Source organism: Streptomyces sp. NPDC034086, from assembly GCF_055575515.1.
Genome location: NZ_JBVISM010000002.1, coordinates 763,695 through 788,714 on the forward strand (window position 1 = coordinate 763,695; position 25,020 = coordinate 788,714).

Below are 25,020 nucleotides of genomic sequence, written 5' to 3' on the forward strand. Positions count from 1 at the left end.
TCACGAGTTCTTTGCGCCGGGCTGCCTCCCGCTGAAGATCCGAACCACCAGGGAGCACGTCCGTTGGCAGCAATCGCACGGTGGTGCCTGCGGCACCGACTCGTCACCGTCCTGATCTGGCTGCTCGCCCTCGGCGGGACCGCCGCGGGCGCCGGGGCCGCCGGGACCGCGTTCTCCAACGACTACGAAGTCCCGGGCACGGAGTCCGCCAAGGCCCACGCCCTGCTGCGCGAGGGCTTCCGCGACCAGGGCGGCGACACCGACACCATCGTGTGGCGGGCCCCCGACCACCGGACGGCACGCGCCCCGGACGTGGAGCAGCGCATGACCCGGGCCCTGGACGCCGTCGCCGCCCTGCCCGGAGTGGCCTCGGTCGCGAGCCCCTACGCACCCGGCCCCGCAGGCGCCGCGCAGATCAGCCGCGACGGACGCACCGCCTACGCGGTGGTCACCTTCGACCGGCAGGCCGACTCCGTACCCCGGGCCCAGGCCAAGGCCGTCGTGGACACCGCGAAGAACGCGGCCACCCGGGCGGACGGCCTCCAGGTCGAACTCGGCGGCCGCGCCATCGGCCTGACCGAGGCGCCCAGCGCCCACCTCGCCGAGGTCATCGGCGTGGGCATCGCCGCCGTCGTCCTCTTCCTCGCTTTCGGCTCCCTCGCCGCGAGCCTGCTGCCCCTCGCGACCGCACTCGTCAGCGTCGGCAGCGCCTACTTCGGCATCACCCTGCTCGGGCACGCCATGCCCGTCGCCGACTTCGCCCCGATGCTCGGCACCCTCGTCGGCCTCGGCGTCGGCATCGACTACGCCCTGTTCATCGTCACCCGGCACCGCAAGGGCCTGGCGCGGGGGCTCACCGTCGAGGAAGCCGCCGCGGACGCCGTCGCCACCACGGGCCGGGCCGTCGTCTTCGCCGGGGCCACCGTCTGCATCGCCCTGCTCGGCATGCTGGTGCTGCGGCTGAACTTCCTCGACGGGGTCGCCGTCGCCGCGTCCCTCACCGTCGTCCTGACGGTCGCCGCCTCCGTCACCCTGCTGCCCGCCCTCCTCTCGTACATCGGCATGCGGGCCCTCTCGCGCCGCGAACGGCGCTGGCTCGCCGCCCAGGGGCCCCGGCCCCAGCCGCCCACCGGGTTCGCCGCCCGCTGGTCGGCCTTCGTGGAGCGCCACCCCACCCTGCTGGGGGCGGTCGCGACCCTGGTGATGGCGGTGCTGGCGCTGCCGGCCCTCTCGCTCCACCTCGGCACCTCCGACCAGGGCAACAACCCGGCCGCCTCCACCACCCGCAAGGCCTACGACCTGCTCGCGGACGGGTTCGGGCCCGGTACGAACGGCCCGCTCAGCGTCGTCGCCCGGCTCGACGGCGCCGGGGACCGCATAGCCGTCGAGCGGCTGACGGAAGCCCTGCGCACCACCGGAGGAGTCGCCTCCGCCGGCCCGGCCGTCTTCAACCGCAGCGGCGACACCGCCGTCCTCACCGTCGTACCGGACTCCGCCCCCCAAGCCCGCGCCACGAGCGAGCTGGTCGACACCCTGCGCCGGGACGTCATCCCGCGCGCCGGGCGCGGCAGCACCATGGACGTCCACGTCGGCGGGGTCACGGCCGGCTACGACGACTTCGCCGAGGTGATCGTCGGCAAGCTGCCGCTCTTCGTGGGGGTGGTCATCGCCCTCGGCTGCGTCCTGCTGCTGCTCGCCTTCCGGTCCATCGGCATCCCGCTCAAGGCCGCCGCCATGAACGTCGCCGCCGTCGCCTCCTCCTTCGGCGTCGTCGTCGTGGTCTTCCAGTGGGGCTGGGGGAGCGAACGGCTGGGCCTGGGCAGCGCCGGGCCGATCGAGCCCTTCCTGCCGGTGATCATGGTGTCGGTGCTCTTCGGCCTGTCCATGGACTACCAGGTCTTCCTGGTCAGCCGCATGTACGAGGAGTGGCTGGAGACCGGCGACAACCGGCGGGCCGTCCGTGTGGGCCTCGCCGAGACCAGCCGGGTGATCAACTCGGCGGCCGTCATCATGATCTCCGTCTTCCTGGCCTTCGTGCTCAGCGGTGACCGGCTCATCGCGATGTTCGGCATCGCGCTCGCCGCCGCCGTCGCGCTCGACGCCTTCGTCCTGCGCACCCTGCTCGTCCCGGCGCTCATGCACCTGCTCGGCGGCGCCAACTGGTGGATCCCCGCATGGCTGGACCGCCGGCTGCCCCGCATCAGCATCGAGCCGCCGGAACGCGCCGCTCCCCGTGCGACACTTCCGTCGCAGCGGCCGGAGGCGGACCACGCCGAACCGGCCCGCCCGTCCCGCTGACCGGTCACGAGCCGTAAGGAAGCACAGATGTTCGCGAGAGAACTGGCCGACGACGCCCAGCTGTTCCCGCTGGAGGTATGGCACGCCGAGGAGTTCCTGGCGCACATGGACCGGGGCCGCGCGTTCATCGGCCGGTACATCGGCCTCCCGGACCGCGTCACCGACCTCGCATCGGCGCGGCACCTGCTCGGCTCCAAGGCGGAGGAGGCCGCCAGGGACGGCGCCCGCCTCTACGGCATCCGCCTCGGCGGCACCCTCGTCGGCGGGGTCCTCTTCCGGGAATTCGACGCCGCCGCCGGCAACTGCGAGGTCGGCTGCTGGCTGGAGCCCGCCGCGGCCGGGCGGGGCCTGGTCGGCACGGCCTGCCGCATCCTGATCGACTGGGCCTTCGAGGTGCGCGGCATGCACCGCGTGGAATGGCACGTGGCCTCCGGCAACGAGAAGAGCATCGCCCTCGCCGAACGCCTCGGACTGACCCGCGACGGCGTCATGCGGCAGAACCACCTCCACCGGGGCGTCCGCCAGGACACCGAGGTCTGGGCCGTCCTCGCCCCCGAATGGGCCGCCGCCCGCCCCGCCTAGGCCGCCGCCCGCCCGGCCTAGCCGCCGGCGCCGTGTCCGCCGTCCTCTCAGGAACCTCTCAGAAACGCCGCCTACGGTGCCCGGCATGGACACCACCAAGACCCCCACCCCGACGGCCGCCCCCGGCGCGGACACCGCCGAGGACAAGGCGACCCCCGCCACCCCGGACGAGGCGGCCACCGCCGGGACGCCGGCCGCCGGGCCCGCCGCCGGCCTCGACGGCACGCCGTCCGACACCGCCGGGGACGCCGCCACCGCCCAGGACGCCGAGGACGAGGCGGCCGAGGACGAGGACGGCGACGACACCGGCGAGGACGTCCCCGAGCGGAGCACCGGCGTAGGGGCGGCCGCATCCGCGGTCGTCGCCGCCGGCCTGGGCCTCGTCGCCCTCAGCGGCAGTTGGGTGTCCCGCGTCGCGGCCGAGCGCCAGACGCTGATCGGCCAGATCGAATCGGTGAGCGCGACCACCGCCAAGGAGAAGATCGCCGCCCTGTACGGCGACGCCTGGCACATGACCGCCGTCGTCAACGGCGTCCTGTCCACCCTCGCCCTCCTCGTCGCCGTCCTCGTCCTCGCCGGCCCGGCCTTCGGCGCCCCCGGCCGGGTCCACCCCGCCTGGGTCCGCTCCGTCTCCTGGGCCGCCGTCGCCCTGGGCCTCATCGGGGTCCTGCTCTTCGGCCTCATGTACTTCGACCTGCTCTTCCCGCTCCCCACGGCCGCCCAGTAGGCACTGTCCTACGGAATCTCCCTCCCGGTCTTAGGCCGCCCCAGGCCTCCTCAGGGGCACCGGGCCCCGGCCTAAGGACCCCGGCACCGCACAGATGCGGCATCAGCCCCATGTGCCGCACCCCTCTGGGACGCGAATCTCGGACCACACCGAACGAGGTGCCCGAGAAGAGCGACCAGGGAGACGAGATGTTCGAGTACGAGATCGCCACCGCCCGCCGCGCCGACCTCATCCGCGAGGCCGACCGGTACCGGATCGCCCAGGAGGCCAAGAAGGCCTCCCGCGCCTCCTCCGGGGGCCAGGAATCCGAGAGGCCGGTGAGACGGCACCGCGGTCTCTTCACCCGCGCCGCCTGACCCGCGCCGCGGGACCGCCGGGGACGGCCCGAGATGACGCACGCACCGATAACGACTGCCGCCGGACCGGACCCGTGTGCGATGCTCGGCGGCGTGGAGACCAGATCTGTCAGCCCGGTGTTCGTCGGCCGAGCCGACGAACTGGCCGTACTCGTCGACGCCCTGGCGCGTGCCGCCGGCCAGGAGCCGCAGGCCCTGCTCATCGGGGGAGAGGCCGGGGTCGGCAAGACCCGCCTGACCGAGGAGTTCCTCACGGAGGCCGCCCGCCGCGGCGCCGTGGTGGCCGTCGGCGGCTGTGTGGAGATCGGGGCGGAGGGACTTCCCTTCGCCCCCTTCTCCACCGCCCTGCGCACCCTCCTGCGCCTGCTCCCCGACGAACTGGCGGAAGCCGCCGCCGGCCAGGAGGACGAACTGGCCCGGATCCTCCCCGAACTCGGCGAGACCCCGCGGGGCCCCCACGACGAGGAGAGCACCGCCCGGCTCTTCGAACTGACCGCCAGGATGCTGGAACGGCTCGCGGCCGACCGCACCGTCGTCCTCGTCCTGGAAGACCTGCACTGGGCGGACACCTCCACCCGGCACCTCCTCGCCTACCTCTTCCGCACGCTCGGCCGGGGCCGGCTCGTCCTCGTCGCGACCTACCGCGCCGACGACGTCCACCGCCGCCACCCGCTGCGCCCGCTCCTCGCCGAACTCGACCGGCTCCGCACCGTCCAGCGCATCGAACTGCCCCGCTTCAACCGGGCCGAGGTGCGCCGCCAGCTCGCCGGGATCCTCGCCTCGCAGCCGGAGGAGAGCTTCGTCGACTCCGTCTTCGACCGCTCCGACGGCAACGCCTTCTTCGTCGAGGAACTCGTCGCCTCCCGGGAGAGCGGATGCCGCACCGGGCTCACCGAATCCCTTCGCGACCTCCTGCTCGTCCGCGTCGAGGTACTGCCCGACGCCGCCCAGCGCGTGGTGCGCGTCGTCGCCGAGGGCGGCTCCACCGTCGAGTACGCCCTGCTGCGCGCCGTGGTCCGGCTCGGCGAGGACGAACTGATCGAGGCCCTGCGGGCCGCCGTCGGCGCCAACATCCTCCTCGCCACCGCCGACGGCGACGGCTACCGCTTCCGCCACTCGCTGGTCCGCGAGGCCGTCAGCGACGACCTGCTGCCCGGCGAGCGCGCCCGCGTCAACCGCCGCTACGCCGAGGCCATGGAGGCCGACGGGTCCCTGGTCCGCGCCGAGGAACGGGTCATCCGCCTGGCCCACTACTGGTACGCCGCCAACGAGCCCGCCAAGGCGCTGCCCGCCGTCCTCGCCGCCTCCGTCACCGCCCGCCGCCGGCACGCCTACTCCGAGCAGCTCAGCCTGCTCGAGCGGGCCATGGACCTGTGGGACAGCGTCCCCGACGAGGTACGCGCCGACCTGCGCCCCGCGGACTACACCGAGGTCTACCCGCCCTGCGGCTGCGACCCCGCCACCACCCCGCTCCAGCGGCTCGACCTGCTCGCCGAGGCCACCGTCGCCGCCCGCTTCGGCGGTGAACGCGAACGCGCCCTGAAGCTCACCAAACTGGCCCTGCGCACCCTCGACGAGGACCGAGGCGACCCGCTGCGCGCCGCCTGGTTCTGGACCGAACGCTCCCGCCTCATCGCCAACCTCGGCCGCGGCGACGGCTGGCACGAGATCGCCAAGGCCCAGGAACTGGTCAAGGGGCTGCCCCCGTCCCAGGTGCACGCCGACGTCCTCGTCCGGGCCGCGGGCTGGGGCATGCTCCACAACCCCGGCCCCGGCAACCTCGCCGCGGCCGAACGGGCCGTGGAGTACGCCCGCATGATCGGCGCCGAGGAGACCGAACTCAACGCCCGGATCACCTACGGCTGCCTGCTCACCGACTCCGGGGACGGCACCACCGGCCTCGCCGAACTCCACGCGGTCAAGGACCGCGCCACCGCCCTCGGGTTCACCGTGGTCGCGGGCCGCGCTCACATCAACATCACCTCTCAGCTCGAAGCGATGGGCCGGTCCCGCGAAGCGGTGGAACTGGCCGAACAGGGGGTCGAACTCGTCAGGAGGTCCCGGCTCCTGGACACCGAGGCCTGGGTCTGCGGGAACATGGCGGAGAGCCTGTACAGCCTCGGCCGCTGGGACGAGGCCGCCGAGGCCGCCCGCCGCACCCTGCGCGTCGGCCAGAGCGCCGCTCCCCGGGGCTCCGCCTCCGCGCGCCTGGCCTACCTGGCCCTGGCCCGCGGAGAACTCGCCGAGGCCGCCCAGCAACTCGCCGCGGCCCACACCCACTTCGGCACCCACGACAGCCAGCCCCAGCACCGGCTCCCGCTCTACCGGCTGGCCATCGGTCTGGCCGACGGAGAGGGCCGGATAGCCGACGTCCGCGCCGAGACCGCGGACGCCGTCGCCCACGGCTTCCCGCTCGGCCAGCACCGCTACGCCTGGCCCCTGCTGCTGGCATCCGCCTCCGCCGAGGCCGACGCCCGGGGCCTGCCGGCGGCCGACGCCGGCAGGGGCGCCGCCCTGGAGGTGCTGCGTACCGCCGCCCGGACCCTGGCCACCCCCGTGCCCCTGTGGACCGCGCACGCCGAGTACCTGCGGGCCGAGCTGCTGCGCGCCGAGGCCCGCGACACCGTCGCCGACTGGGCCGCGGTCGAGGCGGCCGTACGACCGCTCCAGCGCCCGTACCTGCTCGCCCGGGCCCGCCACCGGCTCGCCGAGGCCCTGCTGGTCTCCGGCGGCGACCGCGAGACGGCCGCCGACCTGCTCCGCGACGCCCACGCCGCCGCCGACCGGCTCGGTGCCCGACGGCTCCGCGAGGACCTGGCCCTGCTCGCGCAGCGCGCCCGGCTCCCGCTGACCGCCGAGGAGTCCCGGCCGCCCGCACCGGCCGCCGACACCGATCCCCTCGAGGCCCTGGGCCTGACCAGCCGCGAACGGGACGTCCTGCGCCTCGTCGCGGCGGGCGGCACCAACCGCCGGATCGCGGAGGAACTCTTCATCTCCCCGAAGACGGCCAGCGTGCACGTCTCGAACATCCTGGCCAAGCTCGGCGTCGCGAGCCGGGGCGAGGCCGCGGCCCTCGCCCACCGGCTGCGCCTCTTCGCCACGCCCCTCGCCCCGGCGGCACCGGCCGGGCGCCTCTAGTCCTTGCCGGCCTCGTCGGCCTTGGGGGCCTCGTCGCCGCCGGGGTCCTCATCGGCCTCGGCGGCGGGGCGTATGAGCACCTTGCCGGAGTCGAGGTCTATGGGACCCCGTCCCGGATCGCCGTCAGTGACGTCGGTCCGGGACAGCTCCAGACGCTTCTTCTCCTCGTCCGTGTGCTTGCGTCCCGGGTTGAACAGCTCCTCGATCAGGTTGAACACCGCACCCACCCTGCCTTCCGCCCCTTCCGGAGCCGTTCAGGTCACCGCACCGTCAGTGTCAGGATCCTGTCGTCGCCCGCTTCCGGCGAGCCGCGCCCGTCCGTTTCGCTCGTCACCAGCAGCAATCGGTCCCCGCCGAGGGGCACCACCGTGCGCAGCCGGCCGTACTTCCCCTGGAGGAAGGCCTCCGGCCGCGCCGCCGCGACAGCTCCCTTCAGCGGGATCCGCCACAGCCGCTCGCCCTTCAGCCCGGCCATCCAGATCGAGCCCTCCGCCCAGGCGATCCCGCTCGGCGAGGCCTCGCCCGGCTCCCACACCGCCACCGGATCCCGGAACCCGGCCTTGCCCGCCTTCCCCTCCGCCTCCGGCCAGCCGTAGTTGCCACCCGGCTCGACGAGGTTCAGCTCGTCCCAGGTCCGCTGGCCGAACTCGGACGCCCACAGCCGCTTGTCCTCGTCCCAGGCGAGGCCCTGCACATTGCGGTGCCCGTAGGAGTAGACGACGGATCCGGCTTCCGGATTGCCCTGCGCCGGCTGCCCGTCCGGGGTCATCCGCAGGATCTTCCCGCCCGGCGATCTCCGGTCCTGCGCCAGCGACGTGTCCCCGGTCTCGCCCGTGCCGGCGTAGAGCATCCGGTCCGGGCCGAAGGCGATCCGGCCGCCGTTGTGGATCAGCCCCTTGGGGATGCCCCGGAACACCGTGTCCGGCGCGCCCAGTTGCTGCCCGGCCGGTCTCTGCTCGTCGTACCGCATCCGGGCGATGCGGTTGTCGGACTCGGTCGTGAAGTACGCGTAGACCATCCGGTCGGAAGCGAAGGACGGGGACACCGCCAGGCCCAGCAGGCCGCCCTCCCCGCCCGGGGACACCCCGGGGACCTTCCCGATCTGCGTCACCGCACCCGTGTCCGTCCGCACCCGGCTGATGGTGCCCTTGTCCCGGGAGGCGACCAGCAGGTCCCCGCCGGGCAGCGGGGCCACGCCCCAGGGGGTGTCCAGGCCCTTGGCCACCTCCCCCGACACCGTCACCGCCCCCTTCGCCGGCGGCCCCGACGCCTCCGGCCCGCCCGAGGCCCCGGAGGACGCCGCTCCCGTCGGCGGCGGGCCCGGTGGAGAGCCGCCCGGCCCGGCCCGCTCACCGCCCGGCGCGGAACAGCCCCCCGCCAGCAGGGCACCGCACCCCGCCAGCGCGAGCGCCGCCAGCACGCCCCGGCGCCGCGCGGGCCCGCCCCCGTACTCCGGCGCCGCTCCCGCGCCCCGCGTCCCGCCCTCGTGAAACCGCCCGTACCGCATGGTCCCGCTCCCCTCCGGCCGTCCGTCCCGAGCCGTCCGTCCTCAGTCGTCCGTCCTCAAACCGTGTGTCCTCCAGTCCTGCCCTTCACATGACTCAACCGACCCGGCCACTTCCGAAGTTCCACCCCTCGTACACCCGATCGAGTGGATGTGGGGAAGCCGGCAGGATCCGGAAGGGACGGCTAGTCCCACGCTCCCACCGCCGCCGGCAGCCCCGCTATCTCGGCCAGCTCCCCGGCCGTGAGCCGCACCTCGGCCGCCGCGGCGTTCTCCGCCGCCCACACGGCCCGCTCCGCCCCCGGCACCGGCACCACGTGCGGGCCCTGCGCCAGCACCCAGGCCAGCGCCACCTGCGCCGCCGTGACCGCGGGCCCCCGCCGCCGGGCCACCCGCCGCAGCCCCGCCACCAGCACCTGGTTGGAGGCCATCGCGTGCGCCGTGAACCGGGGGTGGCGCGCACGCACGTCCGCGTCCTCGAAACCCTGCCCCGGCGTCAGCGTCCCGGTCAGGAAACCACTGCCCAGCGGCATCGCCGCCAGCAGACCCACCCCCCGGGCCGCGCACCACGGCAGCAGCTGCCACGCCGCCTCCGGCGACCACACCGACAGCTCCGCCTGCACCGCCGTGACCGGGAACACCTGCTGCACCCGCTCCAGCTGCCGCACGGTCGTGCGGTACCCGCGGTCCCCCCGGCGCCCCGCACCCGGCCCGGCCCCCGCGCCCAGCGCGCAGAACCCCAGCGCCCGGACCTTCCCCGCGCCCACCAGCTCCGCCATGGCTCCCCAGGTCTCCTCCACGGGCACCTCCGGATCCACCCGGTGCAGCTGGTAGAGGTCTATGACATCGGTCCGCAGCCGCCGCAGCGAGGCGTCGCACGCACGCCGCACGTACCCCGGCCGCCCGTCGGCCACCACGTGCCCCTCACCCGCCCGCAGCCCCACCTTGGCGGAGACGAAGGCCTCGGCCCGCCGCTCCCGCAGCACCCGGCCCAGCACCAGCTCGTTGGTGAACGGGCCGTACAGATCGGCCGTGTCCAGCAGGTTCGCCCCCAGGTCCAGCGCCGTGTGCAGGGTGCGCAGCGATTCCTCGCCCCGCCGGCGCGAAGGCGCGTAGGCCCAGCTCATCGGCATGCAGCCGAGCCCTATGGCTCCCACCGTCAGCGGTCCCGACCCGATCGACCTGCGCTCCACCCCTGCGTCCCCCTTCCGGCCCGGTCCCGGTCCGGCCCTCAAACTAACGGCTTGATCCAGTTCCCTTGGCATAGCCTCGCGATCATGACTGCGACGACCGGGGACGTCTGGCTCCCCTTCCCGCCCGGGCAGATCGACGGCCTCCCGGACTGCTTCCGCTACCGCCAGTGGGACGGCGAGGACACCTTTCCGGCCGATCCGGCGGACTGCGTCTTCTACGTCACCCCGTACATGAAGTCCCAGGAAGTGACGCTGCGTCCGCTCGCGGCCATGCCCGCCCTGCGGGTGGTGCAGACCCTCACCGCCGGCATCGACCACGTCCTGCCCGGCCTCGGCGACCTGCGCCCGGGCGTGCGGCTGTGCAACGCCCGCGGCGTCCACGAGGCCAGCACCGCCGAGCTGGCCCTCACCCTCGTCCTGGCCTCCCTGCGCGGCATCCCCGGCATGGTGCGCGGCCAGGACCGGGAGGAGTGGCGCGGCGGCTTCTACGCCGCCCTCGCGGACAGGTCCGTCCTGATCGTCGGCTACGGGGCGATCGGCGAGGCCGTCGAGGACCGGCTCGTCCCCTTCGAGTGCGGCCGGGTCACGCGCGTCGCCCGCTCGGCCCGCACCGCCCCGCACGGCCCGGTGCACGCCCTCGCCGACCTCCCCGCCCTCCTCCCCGAGGCGGACGTGGTGGTGCTGACCACTCCGCTGACCGAGGACACCCGGGGCCTCGCCGACGCGGCCTTCCTCGGGCGGATGAAGGACGGCGCCCTGCTCGTGAACGTCGCGCGCGGACCGGTCGTCGACACCGCCGCCCTGCTGGCGGAGCTGGAGTCCGGCAGGCTGCGCGCCGCCCTCGACGTGACGGACCCCGAGCCGCTGCCCGCGGGCCACCCCCTCTGGCACGCCCCGAACGTACTGATCACCCCCCACGTGGGCGGCAGCAGCTCGGCGTTCGAGCCCAGGGCGAAGCGGCTCGTGGCCCGCCAGCTGACCCGGTTCGCCGCCGGGGAGGAAGTCGGCAACACCGTGCTGATCAAGGACTGAGGCGCGCACGCTCCCGCTCGGAAGGGGCGCGCGCGCACGGCCCCGCGGCAGGGCGGAGGCCGTTCCGACGCGACCGGTGGCCACGACCCCCCTCATGGTAACTGAGCGTAGAGAAGCTATGTCGCTGAGTGACGAAAGTGGTGTATCGTCCGGACCAAGGGGCTGCGCCACGTATGTCTGGCGCTGGGGAGTGATCGGACACTTTGGGGGGCGACGGGCGATGCACGGCCAATGGACGATGGATCCGATGCGGCAGGGCCGCCGGAGGCGACGACGCCGGGACTGGGCTGCGCCAGAACCGTCCGGCGAGGGGCACCGGTGAGCGCCCAGGGGGCGGCGCTCCTGACCCGGTCGCCGGTCACGGGCGGCGGCCGGAGCATCGCGGCGCAAGTCCTCCTCGCACTCGTGAGCGGCGGCTACGCCGTCGGGGCCGCCCTCGGCTGGGGGTCGGACGGACTCGCCAAGGTCATGGGGGACTTCGGGCTCAGCGCCGCCGGATTACTGGCCGCGTTCTCCTGCTACCACTACGCCCGCACGATCGACCGGCGTGAACGCCCCGCCTGGCTGATGTTCGCCTTCTCCTCGCTCATGGGCGGTCTGGGGAACGCGGTCTGGGGCTGGTACGAGGTGGTCCTCGGCCAGAAGCTCCCCGAGCCCTCGATCGCCGACTTCGCCTTCCTCTGCTTCGCGCCGCCCGCCATCGTGGGCCTGCTCGTCCTGGCCAAACGCCCCGTCACCCGGGCCGGATGGGTCTGCCTCGGCCTCGACTCCTGGCTCATCGGCGGCTCCCTGCTGACCCTGTCCTGGAGCCTGGCCCTGGCCAACGCCGCCCGCACCGCCCAGTCGGGTGCCCCCGGCAACGTGCTGCGCGCCGCGCTCTCGCTCGCGTACCCGCTCCTCGACATCGCGCTGGTCTCGATGGTCCTGGTGCTGCACTTCCGGCGCTCGGCGAACAACCGCTCGGCGGTCAACACGGCGATCGCGGCCCTCGCCCTGACCGTGCTGAGCGACGCGCTGTTCACCTCGCCGCTGCTCAACACCACCTACAGCTCGGGGGAGATCCTCGACGCCGGCTGGTTCGCAGGCTCGCTGCTGCTCGCGTACGCCCCCTGGGGGGCCCGCAGGCCCGAACCGGCGCCCCGCCCCTCGCCGCCGCGCCACGACCGCCCGCACAGCCGTCCCATCACCGGCTCGCTGCCCGCCCTCACCCCGTACCTCGCGGCCGCCGTCTGCACCCTCGGCATCCTGGCCAACGTCGTGGACGGCAGGAAGGTCGACCGGATGGTGGTCTTCACCGGCTGCACCGTCGTCCTCGCCCTCGTCATCCGGCAGGGCATCATGCTGCTCGACAACATCGCTCTCACCCAGGAACTGGCCCAGAAGGAGAACCACTTCCGTTCCCTGGTCCAGGGCTCCAGCGACGTCATCATGATCGCCGCGCCCACCGGCACGCTGCGCTACGTCAGCCCCGCCGCCGCCGGCGTCTACGGCCGCGAGGCGGAGGATCTGGTCGGCACGGAGCTCGCCGCGCTGATCCACCCCGAGGACCTCGGCCGGGTGGTCCACGAGGTACGCCGCTTCCTGGCCGCCCCGCCCGCCGAGGAGCCCACCACCCGCATCGAGTGCCGGTTCAGGTCGGGCAGCGGTGAGTGGCTGAACGTGGAGTCCACGGTCAACCGCCACCAGGGCGGGCTCATCCTCAACAGCCGCGACGTCACCGAGCGGGTCCGCCTCCAGGCCCAGCTCCAGCACAGCGCCGAGCACGACCCGCTGACCGACCTGCCCAACCGGGCCCTGTTCACCCGCCGGGTCCGCCAGGCCCTCACCGGCCGCCGCGCCGGCGACCACAGCACCGCCGTGCTCTTCATCGACCTCGACGGCTTCAAGGCGGTCAACGACACCATCGGCCACCAGGCCGGCGACGAACTGCTGGTCGAGGCCGCCCGCCGCCTCCAGGACGCCGTCCGGGCCGGGGACACCGCCGCCCGGCTCGGCGGCGACGAGTTCGCCGCGCTCATCCTCGGCGACGGCGGCCGCGACCGCGGTGCCCGCGAGTACCAGGTCCACGACATCGCCGACCGGCTGCGCGCCACCCTCTCCCAGCCCTACCGCATCGCCGGGAGCGAGGTCCGGGTGGCCGCCAGCATCGGCGTCGCCTTCGCCGACCCCGGCATCACCCCCGCTGACCTGATGCGCAACGCGGACCTCGCGATGTACCGGGCCAAGGCGGGCGGCAAGGACCGGGTCGAGCTGTACGCGCCGCAGATGCAGGCCGAGATCGTGCGCAAGGCCGAGCTGGCCGGGCGGCTGCGCACCGCCCTGCACGACGGCGACTTCGCCCTGCTGCACCAGCCCGTGGTCTGCCTGGCCACCGGCGAGGTCACGGCGGTGGCCGCGCAGGCCCGCTGGCGCTCGGCCCAGGGAATCCTCTTCACCCCCGCCGAGTTCCTCCGGGTGGCCGAGCAGAGCGAGGGCGGGCCGGCGGCCGGACCGGACGCCTCCCGCACGGCCGAACTGGGCCGATGGCTCCTCGAGCAGGCGGTGGAGCAGGCCGCCGAGCGGCACCGGGCCGGGCACGGCGTACCAGTGGCCGTCCGGATGACCGCCCGGCGGCTGCTGGACCTCTCGGTGCCCGGGGCGAGCGTCGAGGCCCTCCTGAACCGTCACGGGCTGCCTTCCGGCGCCCTCGTGCTGGAACTGGCCGCCTCCGACCCCAGGGTGCCCTTCGACGAGCTGGAGCGCCGTCTGACGGCCCTGCACCGGCTCGGCGTACGGATCGCCCTCGACGGCTTCGGCAGCGGCTACGCGGCCATCAGCGCCCTCCGCCGCCTCCCGGTGGACCTGCTCAAGCTGGACCGGGGGCTGGTCGAAGGCGTGGTCGAATCGGCCAGGCTGCACAAGATCACGGCGGGATTGTTGCGGATCGCAAACGACCTCGGCATGCAGTCCGTGGCCGACGGGGTGGACCACCCCGAGCAGGTGCTGGCCCTGCGGGCGATGGGGTGCAGCCACGGCCAGGGCGCGGCCTTCTCCGGGCCACTCGACGAATACAGGCTGCGCCGCGCGCTCGTGCGAGGTACGTTCCCAGTACCGGGCGGTACGGCCCAGCCGGCCTTGGCCGGAGGCTCGTCCGGTGGCTCGATGGTCATCCATGGGGGCTCACATAATGAGACGCCCGTCCCACCCGCTTGACATCCACCTCCCGCCGGAGGGAGGGTCAATGCCATGCGCACCCGAATTCTCGTACTTGGAAAGCGCGTCGGCTGAAGCTGGGGCCTGCATGTCCCCGCTCGACACCACCGACGCGCTCCCCTCGCTTGCCACCCGGCACGAGGGGTTTTTTGTTGCACTGGCACACGCCTCCGGCCCAGATCCGGAGTACCCCCGCTCCTCGTAAAACCCTCAGCTTCGAGAAGAGAATGCCGATGACCGAGCAGGCCTCCGGGGCCCACCATCCGCAGCCGCGGCCCCGTACGGGCGGACAGCAGTCCGCCGCAGTTGAGCACGTGACGGGTGCGCAGTCCCTCATCCGCTCTCTCGAAGAGGTGGGGTGCGACACCGTCTTCGGTATCCCGGGCGGCGCCATCCTGCCGGCCTACGACCCGATGATGGACAGCAAGAGGGTCCGTCACATCCTGGTCCGCCACGAGCAGGGGGCCGGCCACGCCGCCACCGGCTACGCCCAGGCCACCGGCAAGGTCGGCGTGTGCATGGCCACCTCCGGCCCGGGCGCCACCAACCTGGTCACCCCGATCGCCGACGCGCACATGGACTCCGTGCCGCTCGTCGCCATCACGGGCCAGGTCTCCTCCAAGGCGATCGGCACCGACGCCTTCCAGGAGGCGGACATCGTCGGCATCACCATGCCGATCACCAAGCACAACTTCCTGGTCACCCGGGCCGAGGACATCCCGAGAACGATCGCCGAGGCCTTCCACATCGCCTCCACCGGCCGCCCCGGCCCGGTCCTGGTCGACATCGCCAAGGACGCCCTCCAGGCGAAGACCACCTTCTCCTGGCCGCCCGCCATGGACCTGCCCGGCTACCGGCCCGTCACCAAGCCGCACGCCAAGCAGATCCGCGAGGCCGCCAAGCTCATCTGCCAGTCCAGGCGCCCCGTCCTGTACGTCGGCGGCGGCGTCATGAAGTCCGGCGCCACGGCCGAGCTCAAGGTCCTCGCCGAGCTGACCGGCGTCCCGGTCGCCACCACGCTGATGGCCCTGGGCTCCTTCCCCGACAGCCACCCGCTGCACGTCGGCATGCCGGGCATGCACGGCTCCGTCACCGGCGTCACCGCACTGCAGAAGTCCGACCTGCTGATCGCGCTCGGCACCCGCTTCGACGACCGCGTCACCGGCAAGCTGGACAGCTTCGCCCCCTTCGCCAAAGTCATCCACGCGGACATCGACCCGGCCGAGATCGGCAAGAACCGCGAGGTCGACGTCCCGATCGTGGGCGACGCCCGCGAGGTCATCGCCGACCTGATCCAGGCCGTCCAGGCCGAGCACACCGAGGGCAACACGGGCGACTACACCGCCTGGTGGAAGGACCTCAACCGCTGGCGCGAGACCTACCCGCTGGGTTACGACCTGCCCGAGGACGGCATGCTCTCCCCGCAGCAGGTCATCGAGCGGATCGGCGCGCTCGCGCCCAAGAGCACGATCTTCGCGGCGGGCGTCGGCCAGCACCAGATGTGGGCCTCGCACTTCGTCAAGTACGAGGAGCCCCGGACCTGGCTGAACTCCGGCGGCGCCGGAACCATGGGCTACGCGGTCCCCGCCGCGATGGGCGCCAAGGTCGGCATGCCGGAGCGCACCGTCTGGGCGATCGACGGCGACGGCTGCTTCCAGATGACCAATCAGGAACTGGTCACCTGCGCGCTGAACAACATCCCGATCAAGGTCGCGATCATCAACAACGGTGCGCTGGGCATGGTCCGCCAGTGGCAGACCCTGTTCTACAACCAGCGGTACTCCAACACCGTGCTGCACGCGGACGAGACGGGCCACGACACCGTGGGATCGCAGCTCGGCGAGTCCAACGCGCCCCGCAAGGGCACCCGCGTCCCGGACTTCGTCAAGCTGTCCGAGGCCATGGGCTGCGTCGCGCTGCGCTGTGAGGACCCGGCGGACCTGGACAAGGTCATCGCCGAGGCCAACGCGATCAACGACCGCACCGTCGTGATCGACTTCATCGTCCACGAGGACGCCATGGTGTGGCCGATGGTCGCCGCCGGCACCTCCAACGACGAGGTCATGGCAGCCCGGGGCGTCCGCCCCGACTTCGGCGACAACGAAGACGACTGAGCCGAGAGAGCCTGAGAGAGAGAACGACTCACATGTCCAAGCACACGCTCTCCGTCCTGGTCGAGAACACGCCCGGCATCCTCGCCCGGATCGCCGCGCTGTTCTCCCGCCGCGGGTTCAACATCGACTCCCTCGCGGTCGGCGTCACCGAGCACCCCGACATCTCCCGCATCACCATCGTGGTCAACGTCGAGGACCTCCCGCTGGAGCAGGTGACCAAGCAGCTCAACAAGCTGGTCAACGTCCTCAAGATCGTCGAGCTGGAGCCGTCGAACGCCATCGAGCGCGAACTCGTCCTCGTGAAGGTCCGCGCCGACAACGAGACCCGCTCCCAGATCGTCGAGATCGTCCAGCTGTTCCGCGCCAAGACCGTCGACGTCTCCCCGGAGGCCGTCACCATCGAGGCCACCGGCGGCAGCGACAAGCTCGGCGCCATGCTCAAGATGCTGGAGCCCTTCGGCATCAAGGAGCTCGTGCAGTCCGGCACCATCGCCATAGGGCGCGGCGGGCGGTCCATCACGGACCGCAGCCTGCGCTCGCTCGAGCGCAGCGCCTGAGCCCCGCGCGTCCGGTCCAGGACGCGGGGCTGACACGCCGGCCCGCATAGCGAGACCGAGAAACTCTCATTCCGTTCCCCGCCGTACGGTGGGAGCAACACCAGCGCACCAAGGAGATATCCCAGTGGCCGAGCTGTTCTACGAGAACGACGCCGACCTGTCCATCATCCAGGGCCGCAAGGTCGCGGTCATCGGTTACGGCAGCCAGGGCCACGCCCACGCGCTGTCGCTCCGTGACTCCGGCGTCGACGTCGTCGTCGGCCTCAAGGAGGGCTCCGGCTCCAAGGCCAAGGCCGAGGAGCAGGGCCTGAAGGTCGTCTCCGTGGCGGAGGCCGCCGCGTGGGCGAACGTCATCATGATCCTGACCCCGGACCCGCTCCAGGCCGAGATCTACGAGGCGTCCATCAAGGACCACCTGGAGGAGGGCGACGCGCTCTTCTTCGGCCACGGCTTCAACGTCCGCTACGGCTTCATCAAGCCCCCGGCCAACGTGGACGTCGCCCTGGTCGCCCCGAAGGGCCCGGGCCACCTGGTCCGCCGTCAGTACGAGGAGGGCCGCGGCGTCCCGTGCATCGCCGCCGTCGAGCAGGACTTCTCCGGCAACGCCTTCGCCCTCGCCCTGTCGTACGCGGCCGGCATCGGCGGCACCCGCGCCGGCGTCATCAAGACCACGTTCACCGAGGAGACCGAGACCGACCTGTTCGGTGAGCAGGCCGTCCTCTGCGGTGGTGCCTCCGCCCTGGTCAAGGCCGGTTTCGAGACCCTGACCGAGGCCGGCTACCAGCCGGAGATCGCCTACTTCGAGTGCCTGCACGAGCTGAAGCTCATCGTCGACCTCATGTACGAGGGCGGCCTGGAGAAGATGCGCTGGTCGGTCTCCGAGACCGCCGAGTGGGGCGACTACATCACCGGCCCGCGCGTCATCACCGACGCCACCAAGGCCGAGATGAAGAAGGTCCTGGAGGAGATCCAGAGCGGCAAGTTCGCCGAGGAGTGGATGGCCGAGTACAAGGCCGGTCTGCCGAAGTACAACGAGTACAAGAAGGCGGACTCGGAGCACCTGCTCGAGACCACCGGCAAGAAGCTGCGCAAGCTGATGAGCTGGGTCGACAACGACGAGAGCTGATCTCGTGAACGGCGGGGCCGGGACGGTGCGTCCCGGCCCCGCCGCGCATCCGCCGGCTCCCGCCGGCCGGGGATCACCGGAATGTAGCCCTCGGACAGCGCGGATTGTCCACCCCGGCCAATCCCGGACGGGTGATCCTTCCGTACAGGAGGAAATCCGCGCCCGAACCGCTACTACACTGCTGAACACAACGCGTCAGGCCCACAGTGTCGTGCGTCTTCCACGCGGCTACCCCCTCCACCGCCTGCGGCCGTCGGGACGGCCGTCCGCACTGGACTTGTGAGGACCCACGTGAGCTCGAAACCTGTCGTACTCATCGCCGAAGAGCTGTCGCCCGCCACGGTGGACGCCCTCGGTCCGGACTTCGAGATCCGGCACGTCAACGGCGCCGACCGCGCCGAGCTGCTGCCCGCGATCACGGACGTCGACGCGATCCTCGTCCGGTCCGCCACCAAGGTGGACGCCGAGGCCATCGCCGCGGCCAGGAAGCTGAAGGTCGTCGCCCGCGCCGGTGTCGGACTCGACAACGTCGACGTCTCCGCCGCCACCAAGGCCGGCGTGATGGTCGTGAACGCCCCGACCTCCAACATCGTCACCGCCGCCGAGCTGGCCTGCGGCCTGCTCGTGGCCACCGCCCGCAACATTCCCCAGGCCAACACCGCCCTGAAGAACGGCGAGTGGAAGCGGAACAAGTACACGGGCGTCGAGCTCAGCGAGAAGACCCTCGGCGTCGTCGGCCTCGGCCGCATCGGTGTCCTGGTCGCCCAGCGCATGTCGGCCTTCGGCATGAAGGTCGTCGCGTACGACCCGTACGTACAGCCCGCGCGCGCCGCCCAGATGGGCGTCAAGATGCTGACGCTGGACGAGCTGCTCGAGGTCGCCGACTTCATCACCGTGCACCTGCCGAAGACCCCCGAGACCGTGGGTCTCATCGGGGACGAGGCCCTGCACAAGGTGAAGCCGTCCGTCCGCATCGTCAACGCCGCGCGCGGCGGGATCGTGGACGAGGCCGCGCTGTACTCCGCCATCAAGGAGGGCCGCGTCGCCGGCGCCGGCCTCGACGTGTACGCGAAGGAGCCCTGCACGGACTCCCCGCTCTTCGAGCTCGACCAGGTCGTGTGCACCCCGCACCTCGGCGCGTCCACGGACGAGGCCCAGGAGAAGGCCGGCATCGCGGTGGCCAAGTCGGTGCGCCTCGCCCTCGCCGGCGAGCTCGTCCCGGACGCGGTCAACGTCCAGGGCGGTGTCATCGCCGAGGACGTCCGTCCGGGCCTGCCGCTCGCCGAGAAGCTCGGCCGCATCTTCACCGCCCTCGCGGGCGAGGTGGCGGTCCGCCTCGACGTCGAGGTCTGCGGCGAGATCACCCAGCACGACGTCAAGGTGCTGGAACTCTCCGCCCTCAAGGGGGTCTTCGAGGACGTCGTCGACGAGACGGTCTCCTACGTCAACGCCCCGCTGTTCGCGCAGGAGCGCGGCGTCGAGGTCCGTCTGACCACCAGCTCGGAGTCCCCGGACCACCGCAACGTGGTGACCGTCCGCGGCACCCTCTCGGACGGCCAGGAGGTGTCGGTCTCCGGCACGCTCGCCGGCCCGAAGCACCTTCAGAAGATCGTGGGCGTCGGCGAGTACGACGTGGACCTGGCCCTGGCCGACCACATGATCGTGCTGCGCTACACCGACCGCCCGGGCGTCGTCGGCAAGGTCGGCCAGCTCCTCGGCGAGGCCGGTCTGAACATCGCGGGCATGCAGGTCGCCCGGGCCGAGGAGGGCGGCGAGGCGCTCGTCGTCCTCACCGTCGACGCGGCGGTCCCGGCGGACGTCCTCGCGGCCATCTCGGCGGAGATCGGCGCCGCCTCGGCCCGTACGGTCAACCTCGGCTGACCGTCGCGCACCGCCGAAGGGGCCCGGGGCGTCAACCCCGGGCCCCTTCGCGTCACCCCTGGCGGAGGGGCGCGCCCTGCGCATGGGACATGCGTATATGACGGATGTATAAACACTGGGTGCGGGACCTTCGTCCACGACGGCCGCCTTGCTACGGTGACGGCCATGGGACACAAAGAGGATCTGCTCGAAGGCGCCAAGAAGTGCCTGGTCGAGAAGGGTTTCGTACGCACCACCGCGCGCGACATCGTCGGCGCCTCCGGCACGAACCTGGCCTCCATCGGCTACCACTACGGTTCCAAGGACGCCCTGCTCACGCAGGCGTTCATCGCCCTCATGCAGCAGTGGGGCGAGACGGCCTTCCAGCACGGCATGCCCGGTGAGGACGGCTCCCTGGAACGCCTGCGCGCCCTGTGGGAAGGGGTCCTCGCCCAGCACGACACCTCCGCCCCCGTCTGGGCGGCCGGCATGGAGGTCGCGCTGAGCGGCGAACGGCTGCCGCAGCTGCGCGGGATGCTCGCCGCCTCCCAGGCCGAGGGCCGCCGCGGCCTGATCACGCTCCTCACCGGCACTCCGGAGGAGGAGCTGACCGAACGCGACGAGCGCACCCTCGGCTCCGTCTGCCAGGCCCTGCTCAACGGCCTGATGATCCAGTGGCTGCTCGACCCCGGAACCGCCGCCTCCGCCGAGGAGTTCACCGAGGGGCTCCGCCGCATCGCGGAGGGGCTGACGGCCGCCGCGGGCGGAGCCGCCGGACGCCCGCTGGAGCAGACGCGGTGAGATCCGGGTTCCTGTCCGCCGGTGACGACCTCGCCCCGCTGCCGCCGGTGGGCCGCACCCCGGACGCCCGGCCGCTGCCCGGCTCCCCGGCCGGGATCATGCGGCGCTGCGCCGCCACGGCCGTGGACCTGGCCATCGCCGTCGTGGTGGTCCTCGTACCGCTCCTCGGGTTCGACCGGGTGCTCGGTGCCCTCGCCGTTCCCGACCCGGAATCCCGTACCGCCTGGGAGGCGGCCGCGGCGGTCTGGACGGCCGCCTTCGTGCTGCTCTACTCGCCGCTGTCGCTCTCGCGCCGCGGGGCGACGCCCGGCAAGCGGCTGATGGGCATGGAGGTCATCTCCCGCGGGGGCGGGCGCCTGTCCTACGGGCAGGCGGTGGTCCGCCACCTCACCAACCTGGTGGTCACCGGCGTCCCCCCCGCTCACCGTGGCGAACGCGTCCTCCATGACGCTCGGCCCCGACGCCCTCGGCCTCCACGACAAGGCCGCCGGCAGCGCGGTGATCCACCGCCGCTGAACCCGCCCCGGAGCGGGGCTCAGGCCCGCAGACGGGCGGCCTTGAGCGCCATGTGGAGCAGCAGCCGGTCCTCGCCCGCGTCCAGGTCGAGCCCCGTCAGCTGCTCGACCCGGCCCAGCCGGTAGTACAGGGTCTGGCGGTGGATGCCCAGCTCCGCCGCCGCGCGGCCCGCCTGTCCCGCGCAGTCGAGGAACACCTCGGCGGTGCGGGCCAGTTCCCGGTGGGCCGGCGCCAGCAGCGCCCGGGTCGCCGGGTCGTCCGCCGGGCCCGCGGCCACGGCGGCCAGCATCCGGTACGGCCCGATCCCCGCCCACCGCGCCACCGGCCCGAGCCCCGGCTGCGCGGCCGCCGCCCGGGCGGCGGCGGTGGCCTGGGCCCAGGCGGCGGGCAGCTCCGTGAGCGCCCGGACCGGGTCGGACAGTCCGGCGGTGACGGGGCCGCCCCCGGAAGGCCCCCGCCCGCCGCCGCCCGGCCCGGCCGCCGCGGCCGTCGCCGGCGGCAGCAGCCTTCCGGCCGCGGCCACGGCCGGAGCCGGCGCGTCCCCCGACCGCAGCCGCAGCAGCACCGCGAGTGCCGCCGCCCCGGGACCGGCACCCGCGCCGTCCGGGCCCTCGGACCCCGCCGGCACCACGCACACCGCCGCGGCCCCCGGCACCGACCCCGGGGCCTCCCCGGACCACGGGGCCACGCACACGGCGGCGTACGGCCCCTCGGCCCCGGGCCCCAGCGCCACCCGCAGCGCGGCCACCGCCATGTCCTGCTGCCAGCCCCGGCCGGCCGTCAGCACCGCCAGGAACTCCCGGGAGAGGCCGGCGCCCGCCCTGGCCTCCTCGGCGAGCAGCACCCCGATCCGCCGGGCCACGTCCATGGCGGCGTCCAGGGCGGCCGGATCCGGGCCCGGATCCTGGTCGAGGAGCCACACGTAGCCCTGCACGATGCCCCGGTACCGCACCGGCAGGCAGATCCGCCCCCGGAAGACCCCCGCGTCGGGGGCCGCCGGGATGCGCACCGGGCCGGTGGCGCGCGCGATGCCGAAGCCCTCGAACCAGGCCCGGACGGCCGCGGTCGACTGCCGGGTCAGGATCGAGCGGGTGCGCACCGGGTCCATGGCGAGGTCGTCCTCGCTGTCGTGCGCGCCGAAGGCGATGAGGCGGAAGTCCCGGTTCTCCAGCGTCGCCGGGGCGCCGAGCAGCGCCGAGATCTCGTCCACCAGGTCCTGGTAATCGCCTTTCACGCGGACATTCTCCCACTCCGCGGCAGACCCTTCAGACAGATGTATGAGATCCGGGACACGGATGCGTGACAGCTGTCGATGGCAGAGGATCGTGGAGATCCTTAGGTTTCACGGTGGTTTCACTCGCGTTTTCCCCACGGTCGCAGCACCACCCCCGCGGCGTCCGTCCGTCCGCTTCTGCCACCCGTTGGAGGTGCCCCGTGCTGGGTCCCGCGATCCTCGCCGCCTCGCGCAGCGACAAGATGCGCCGTATCGTTTCCGCCGCTCCGGTGACCAAGCCGGTGGTCAACCGGTTCATCCCCGGTGAGACGGTCGACCAGGTCATCCCGATCGTCGAGGAGCTGACGCGCAAGGGCCTCGAGGTCACCCTCGACGTCGTCGGCGAGGACATCACCGCCGTCGAGCAGTCCCACGCGGCCCGGGACGCCTACCTGGAGCTCGTCCAGCGCCTCGAGGAGCTGGGCCTGGGCGCGAAGGTCGAGATGTCGGTCAAGCTCTCCATGTTCGGCCAGGCGCTGGAGGGCGGCCACGAGCTGGCCCTCGCCAACGTCCGCCCGGTCGTCGAGGCCGCCGCCGCCATCGGCACCACCGTCACGCTGGACGCCGAGGACCACACCACCCTCGACTCGATGTTCGCCATCCACGAGGAGCTGCGCCGGGACTTCCCGCAGACCGGCTGCGTGATCCAGGCCTACCTCTTCCGCACCGAGGCCGACGCCCGCCGGCTGGCCGCCGCCGGCAGCCGCGTCCGGATCGTGAAGGGCGCGTACAAGGAGCCCGCCGAGGTCGCGTACCAGGACAAGGCCGAGATCGACAAGGCGTACGTCCGGATCATGAAGATCCTGATGGAGGGCGAGGGCTACCCGATGATCGGGTCCCACGACCCGCGCCTCATCGCCATCGCACAGGAGCTCGCCCGGCAGGCGGGGCGCAAACTGGACGAGTACGAGTTCCAGATGCTGTACGGCATCCGCAGCGAGGAGCACCTGCGGCTCGCCGCCGAGGGCCACCGGATGCGCGTCTACACGGCCTACGGCACCGACTGGTACGGCTACTTCATGCGCCGCCTCGCCGAGAAGCCGGCCAACCTGCTCTTCTTCCTCCGCTCGATGATCACCAAGAACTAGGTCAAGGAGTTACCAGCCCCATGGATGCTGTGACCCAGGTCCCCGCGCCGGTCAACGAGCCGGTCCACTCGTACGCCCCCGGCAGCCCGGAGCGCGCGCGCCTCGAGATCCAGCTGAAGCAGCTGTCCGAGAACCCGATCGACCTCCCGATGACGATCAACGGCGTCAAGCGGATGGGTGGCGGCGAGCGCTTCGACGTCGTCCAGCCCCACGACCACAAGTCGGTCATCGGTACGTACGCCAACGCCACCGAGGCCGACGCCCGGGAGGCCGTCGACGCCGCCCTGGCCGCCGCCCCGGCCTGGCGCGCGATGTCCTTCGACGACCGCGCCGCGATCATCCTGCGCGCCGCCGAGCTGCTGGCCGGCCCGTGGCGCGAGAAGCTGGCCGCCTCCACCATGCTGGGCCAGTCCAAGACCGTGCAGCAGGCGGAGATCGACACCCCCTGCGAGCTCGTCGACTTCTGGCGCTTCAACGTCCACTTCGCCCGCCAGATCCTGGCCGAGCAGCCGGCCGCGAACAGCGCCGGCGTGTGGAACCGCAGCGACCACCGCCCGCTCGAGGGCTTCGTCTACGCGATCACCCCCTTCAACTTCACGGCCATCGCCGGCAACCTGCCCACCGCCCCCGCGCTCATGGGCAACGTGGTCGTGTGGAAGCCGTCCCCGACGCAGACCCACTCCGCGGTCCTCCTCATGGAGCTCCTGGAGGCGGCCGGCCTGCCCAAGGGCGTCATCAACCTGGTGACGGGCGACGGCATCGCCGTCTCCGAGGTGGCCCTGAACCACCCCGAGCTCGCCGGCATCCACTTCACCGGCTCGACCAAGACCTTCCAGTACCTGTGGAAGACGGTCGGCAACAACATCGAGAAGTACCGCTCCTACCCGCGCCTGGTCGGCGAGACGGGCGGCAAGGACTTTGTCGTCGCGCACCCGTCCGCGGACCGCGCGATCCTGAAGACCGCCCTGACCCGCGGCTCCTTCGAGTTCCAGGGCCAGAAGTGCTCCGCCTCCTCGCGCGCCTACGTCCCGGCCTCCATCTGGAACGACGGCTTCAAGGAGCAGTTCGCGGCCGAGGTCGACGGCATCGCCATGGGTGACGTCCGCGACCTGTCCAACTTCATCGGCGCGGTCATCGACGAGCGCTCCTTCGCGAAGAACAAGGCCGCGATCGACCGTGCGAAGGCCGACCCGACCTGCACGATCGTCGCGGGCGGCACGTACGACGACTCGGAGGGCTACTTCGTCCGTCCGACCGTCATTGAGTGCACCGACCCGGAGAACGAGGTCTTCACGACCGAGTACTTCGGCCCGATCCTCGCCGTCCACGTGTACGAGGACGACAAGTACGACGAGATGCTGGCGCAGATGGAGAACGTCTCCGCCTACGCCCTGACCGGCTCCGTCATCGCCCAGGACCGTTACGCGGCCGCCGACACGATGGAGAAGCTCCGCTTCGCGGCGGGCAACTTCTACATCAACGACAAGTCGACCGGCGCCGTCGTCGGCCAGCAGCCCTTCGGCGGCGGCCGTGCCTCGGGTACGAACGACAAGGCGGGCGCGGCGTCCAACCTGCTCCGCTGGACCTCGACCCGCTCCATCAAGGAGACCCTGGTCCCGCCGACCGAGTACGGCTACCCCCACATGGGCTGACCCCGCCCGAC

At 72.6% G+C, this 25,020-nt stretch carries 19 protein-coding genes; 15 read left to right on the top strand and 4 right to left on the bottom strand.

Annotated features, from left to right (window positions below):
• The first annotated feature begins 63 nt into the window (after positions 1-63).
• The 5 genes from ACZ514_RS08910 (at position 64) to ACZ514_RS08930 (ending at position 7,101) form a co-directional block, all read left to right on the top strand.
• Entirely contained in the window at positions 64-2,298 is a 2,235-nt protein-coding gene (locus ACZ514_RS08910; protein ID WP_469124413.1) for an MMPL family transporter, read from the top strand.
• A gap of 27 nt (positions 2,299-2,325) precedes the next feature.
• On the top strand, positions 2,326-2,880 hold the full coding sequence (locus ACZ514_RS08915) for a GNAT family N-acetyltransferase (protein WP_468695779.1): 555 nt from the start codon (positions 2,326-2,328) through the stop codon (positions 2,878-2,880).
• Between the two features lie 85 nt (positions 2,881-2,965).
• Positions 2,966-3,607, top strand: coding sequence for a hypothetical protein (locus ACZ514_RS08920; protein ID WP_469124414.1), 642 nt, complete (start codon positions 2,966-2,968; stop codon positions 3,605-3,607).
• Positions 3,608-3,765: 158 nt separating this feature from the next.
• Positions 3,766-3,963: a hypothetical protein gene (locus ACZ514_RS08925; RefSeq protein ID WP_468166510.1), complete on the top strand. Its 198-nt coding sequence runs from the start codon at positions 3,766-3,768 to the stop codon at positions 3,961-3,963.
• Positions 3,964-4,044: 81 nt separating this feature from the next.
• Positions 4,045-7,101 (top strand): helix-turn-helix transcriptional regulator, encoded by a 3,057-nt coding sequence (locus ACZ514_RS08930; protein WP_468166823.1) that lies wholly within the window; start codon positions 4,045-4,047, stop codon positions 7,099-7,101.
• Here ACZ514_RS08930 and ACZ514_RS08935 read toward each other — a convergent pair.
• The 3 genes from ACZ514_RS08935 to ACZ514_RS08945 all read right to left on the bottom strand — a co-directional run bounded on the left by ACZ514_RS08935 (position 7,098) and on the right by ACZ514_RS08945 (position 9,798).
• A complete protein-coding gene (locus ACZ514_RS08935) occupies positions 7,098-7,319 on the bottom strand; it encodes a DUF6191 domain-containing protein (protein ID WP_468166512.1) in 222 nt (73 codons plus the stop codon). The genes ACZ514_RS08930 and ACZ514_RS08935 overlap by 4 nt on opposite strands.
• A gap of 41 nt (positions 7,320-7,360) precedes the next feature.
• A complete protein-coding gene (locus ACZ514_RS08940; RefSeq protein WP_469124415.1) occupies positions 7,361-8,608 on the bottom strand; it encodes a PQQ-dependent sugar dehydrogenase in 1,248 nt (415 codons plus the stop codon).
• Between the two features lie 182 nt (positions 8,609-8,790).
• Positions 8,791-9,798: an aldo/keto reductase gene (locus ACZ514_RS08945; RefSeq protein WP_468166516.1), complete on the bottom strand. Its 1,008-nt coding sequence runs from the start codon at positions 9,796-9,798 to the stop codon at positions 8,791-8,793.
• A gap of 84 nt (positions 9,799-9,882) precedes the next feature.
• On the opposite strand from ACZ514_RS08945, the gene ACZ514_RS08950 reads away from it, so the two are divergent.
• The 8 genes from ACZ514_RS08950 (at position 9,883) to ACZ514_RS08985 (ending at position 21,121) form a co-directional block, all read left to right on the top strand.
• The gene (locus ACZ514_RS08950; protein WP_468695772.1) at positions 9,883-10,830 is read left to right on the top strand and encodes a 2-hydroxyacid dehydrogenase; all 948 of its coding nucleotides are present in this window, start codon (positions 9,883-9,885) and stop codon (positions 10,828-10,830) included.
• 318 nt (positions 10,831-11,148) lie between these two features.
• Positions 11,149-14,022 carry a putative bifunctional diguanylate cyclase/phosphodiesterase gene (locus ACZ514_RS08955; RefSeq protein WP_469124416.1) on the top strand — a complete coding sequence of 958 codons (2,874 nt, stop codon included), beginning with the start codon at positions 11,149-11,151 and terminating at the stop codon, positions 14,020-14,022.
• Positions 14,023-14,249: 227 nt separating this feature from the next.
• Complete coding sequence (locus ACZ514_RS08960; protein ID WP_468166522.1) at positions 14,250-16,136, top strand: acetolactate synthase large subunit; 1,887 nt, start codon at positions 14,250-14,252, stop codon at positions 16,134-16,136.
• A 32-nt stretch (positions 16,137-16,168) separates the two neighbouring features.
• Positions 16,169-16,693 carry an acetolactate synthase small subunit gene (gene ilvN, locus ACZ514_RS08965; protein WP_388939950.1) on the top strand — a complete coding sequence of 175 codons (525 nt, stop codon included), beginning with the start codon at positions 16,169-16,171 and terminating at the stop codon, positions 16,691-16,693.
• A 124-nt stretch (positions 16,694-16,817) separates the two neighbouring features.
• Positions 16,818-17,819, top strand: coding sequence for a ketol-acid reductoisomerase (gene ilvC / locus ACZ514_RS08970; RefSeq protein ID WP_468166524.1), 1,002 nt, complete (start codon positions 16,818-16,820; stop codon positions 17,817-17,819).
• Between the two features lie 291 nt (positions 17,820-18,110).
• A complete protein-coding gene (gene serA, locus ACZ514_RS08975) occupies positions 18,111-19,700 on the top strand; it encodes a phosphoglycerate dehydrogenase (RefSeq protein ID WP_468166526.1) in 1,590 nt (529 codons plus the stop codon).
• Positions 19,701-19,865: 165 nt separating this feature from the next.
• Positions 19,866-20,480: a TetR/AcrR family transcriptional regulator gene (locus ACZ514_RS08980; protein WP_468166528.1), complete on the top strand. Its 615-nt coding sequence runs from the start codon at positions 19,866-19,868 to the stop codon at positions 20,478-20,480.
• Positions 20,477-21,121 carry an RDD family protein gene (locus tag ACZ514_RS08985; RefSeq protein ID WP_469124417.1) on the top strand — a complete coding sequence of 215 codons (645 nt, stop codon included), beginning with the start codon at positions 20,477-20,479 and terminating at the stop codon, positions 21,119-21,121. The genes ACZ514_RS08980 and ACZ514_RS08985 overlap by 4 nt, the downstream gene beginning before the upstream one ends.
• On the opposite strand, the gene ACZ514_RS08990 is transcribed toward ACZ514_RS08985, so the two are convergent.
• A complete protein-coding gene (locus ACZ514_RS08990) occupies positions 21,016-22,230 on the bottom strand; it encodes a PucR family transcriptional regulator (protein ID WP_468166532.1) in 1,215 nt (404 codons plus the stop codon). The genes ACZ514_RS08985 and ACZ514_RS08990 overlap by 106 nt on opposite strands.
• Positions 22,231-22,430: 200 nt before the next feature.
• Here ACZ514_RS08990 and ACZ514_RS08995 point away from each other — a divergent pair, with 200 nt between their 5' ends.
• Both ACZ514_RS08995 and pruA read left to right on the top strand, forming a co-directional pair.
• Positions 22,431-23,357, top strand: a complete 927-nt coding sequence (locus ACZ514_RS08995) for a proline dehydrogenase family protein (RefSeq protein WP_468166534.1) — start codon at positions 22,431-22,433, stop codon at positions 23,355-23,357.
• A 20-nt stretch (positions 23,358-23,377) separates the two neighbouring features.
• Positions 23,378-25,009: an L-glutamate gamma-semialdehyde dehydrogenase gene (gene pruA / locus ACZ514_RS09000; RefSeq protein ID WP_468166536.1), complete on the top strand. Its 1,632-nt coding sequence runs from the start codon at positions 23,378-23,380 to the stop codon at positions 25,007-25,009.
• The last annotated feature ends 11 nt before the right edge of the window (positions 25,010-25,020 follow it).

What these genes read in the sequence shown, in the direction of transcription:
- ACZ514_RS08950 (WP_468695772.1), top strand. Translation starts at nt 9,883, where the DNA reads ATGACTGCGACGACCGGGGACGTCTGGCTCCCCTTCCCGCCCGGGCAG.
- ACZ514_RS08915 (WP_468695779.1), top strand. Translation starts at nt 2,326, where the DNA reads ATGTTCGCGAGAGAACTGGCCGACGACGCCCAGCTGTTCCCGCTGGAG.
- ACZ514_RS08980 (WP_468166528.1), top strand. Translation starts at nt 19,866, where the DNA reads ATGGGACACAAAGAGGATCTGCTCGAAGGCGCCAAGAAGTGCCTGGTC.
- pruA (WP_468166536.1), top strand. Translation starts at nt 23,378, where the DNA reads ATGGATGCTGTGACCCAGGTCCCCGCGCCGGTCAACGAGCCGGTCCAC.
- ACZ514_RS08920 (WP_469124414.1), top strand. Translation starts at nt 2,966, where the DNA reads ATGGACACCACCAAGACCCCCACCCCGACGGCCGCCCCCGGCGCGGAC.
- ACZ514_RS08960 (WP_468166522.1), top strand. Translation starts at nt 14,250, where the DNA reads ATGCCGATGACCGAGCAGGCCTCCGGGGCCCACCATCCGCAGCCGCGG.
- ACZ514_RS08940 (WP_469124415.1), bottom strand. Translation starts at nt 8,608, where the DNA reads ATGCGGTACGGGCGGTTTCACGAGGGCGGGACGCGGGGCGCGGGAGCG.
- ACZ514_RS08930 (WP_468166823.1), top strand. Translation starts at nt 4,045, where the DNA reads ATGCTCGGCGGCGTGGAGACCAGATCTGTCAGCCCGGTGTTCGTCGGC.
- ilvN (WP_388939950.1), top strand. Translation starts at nt 16,169, where the DNA reads ATGTCCAAGCACACGCTCTCCGTCCTGGTCGAGAACACGCCCGGCATC.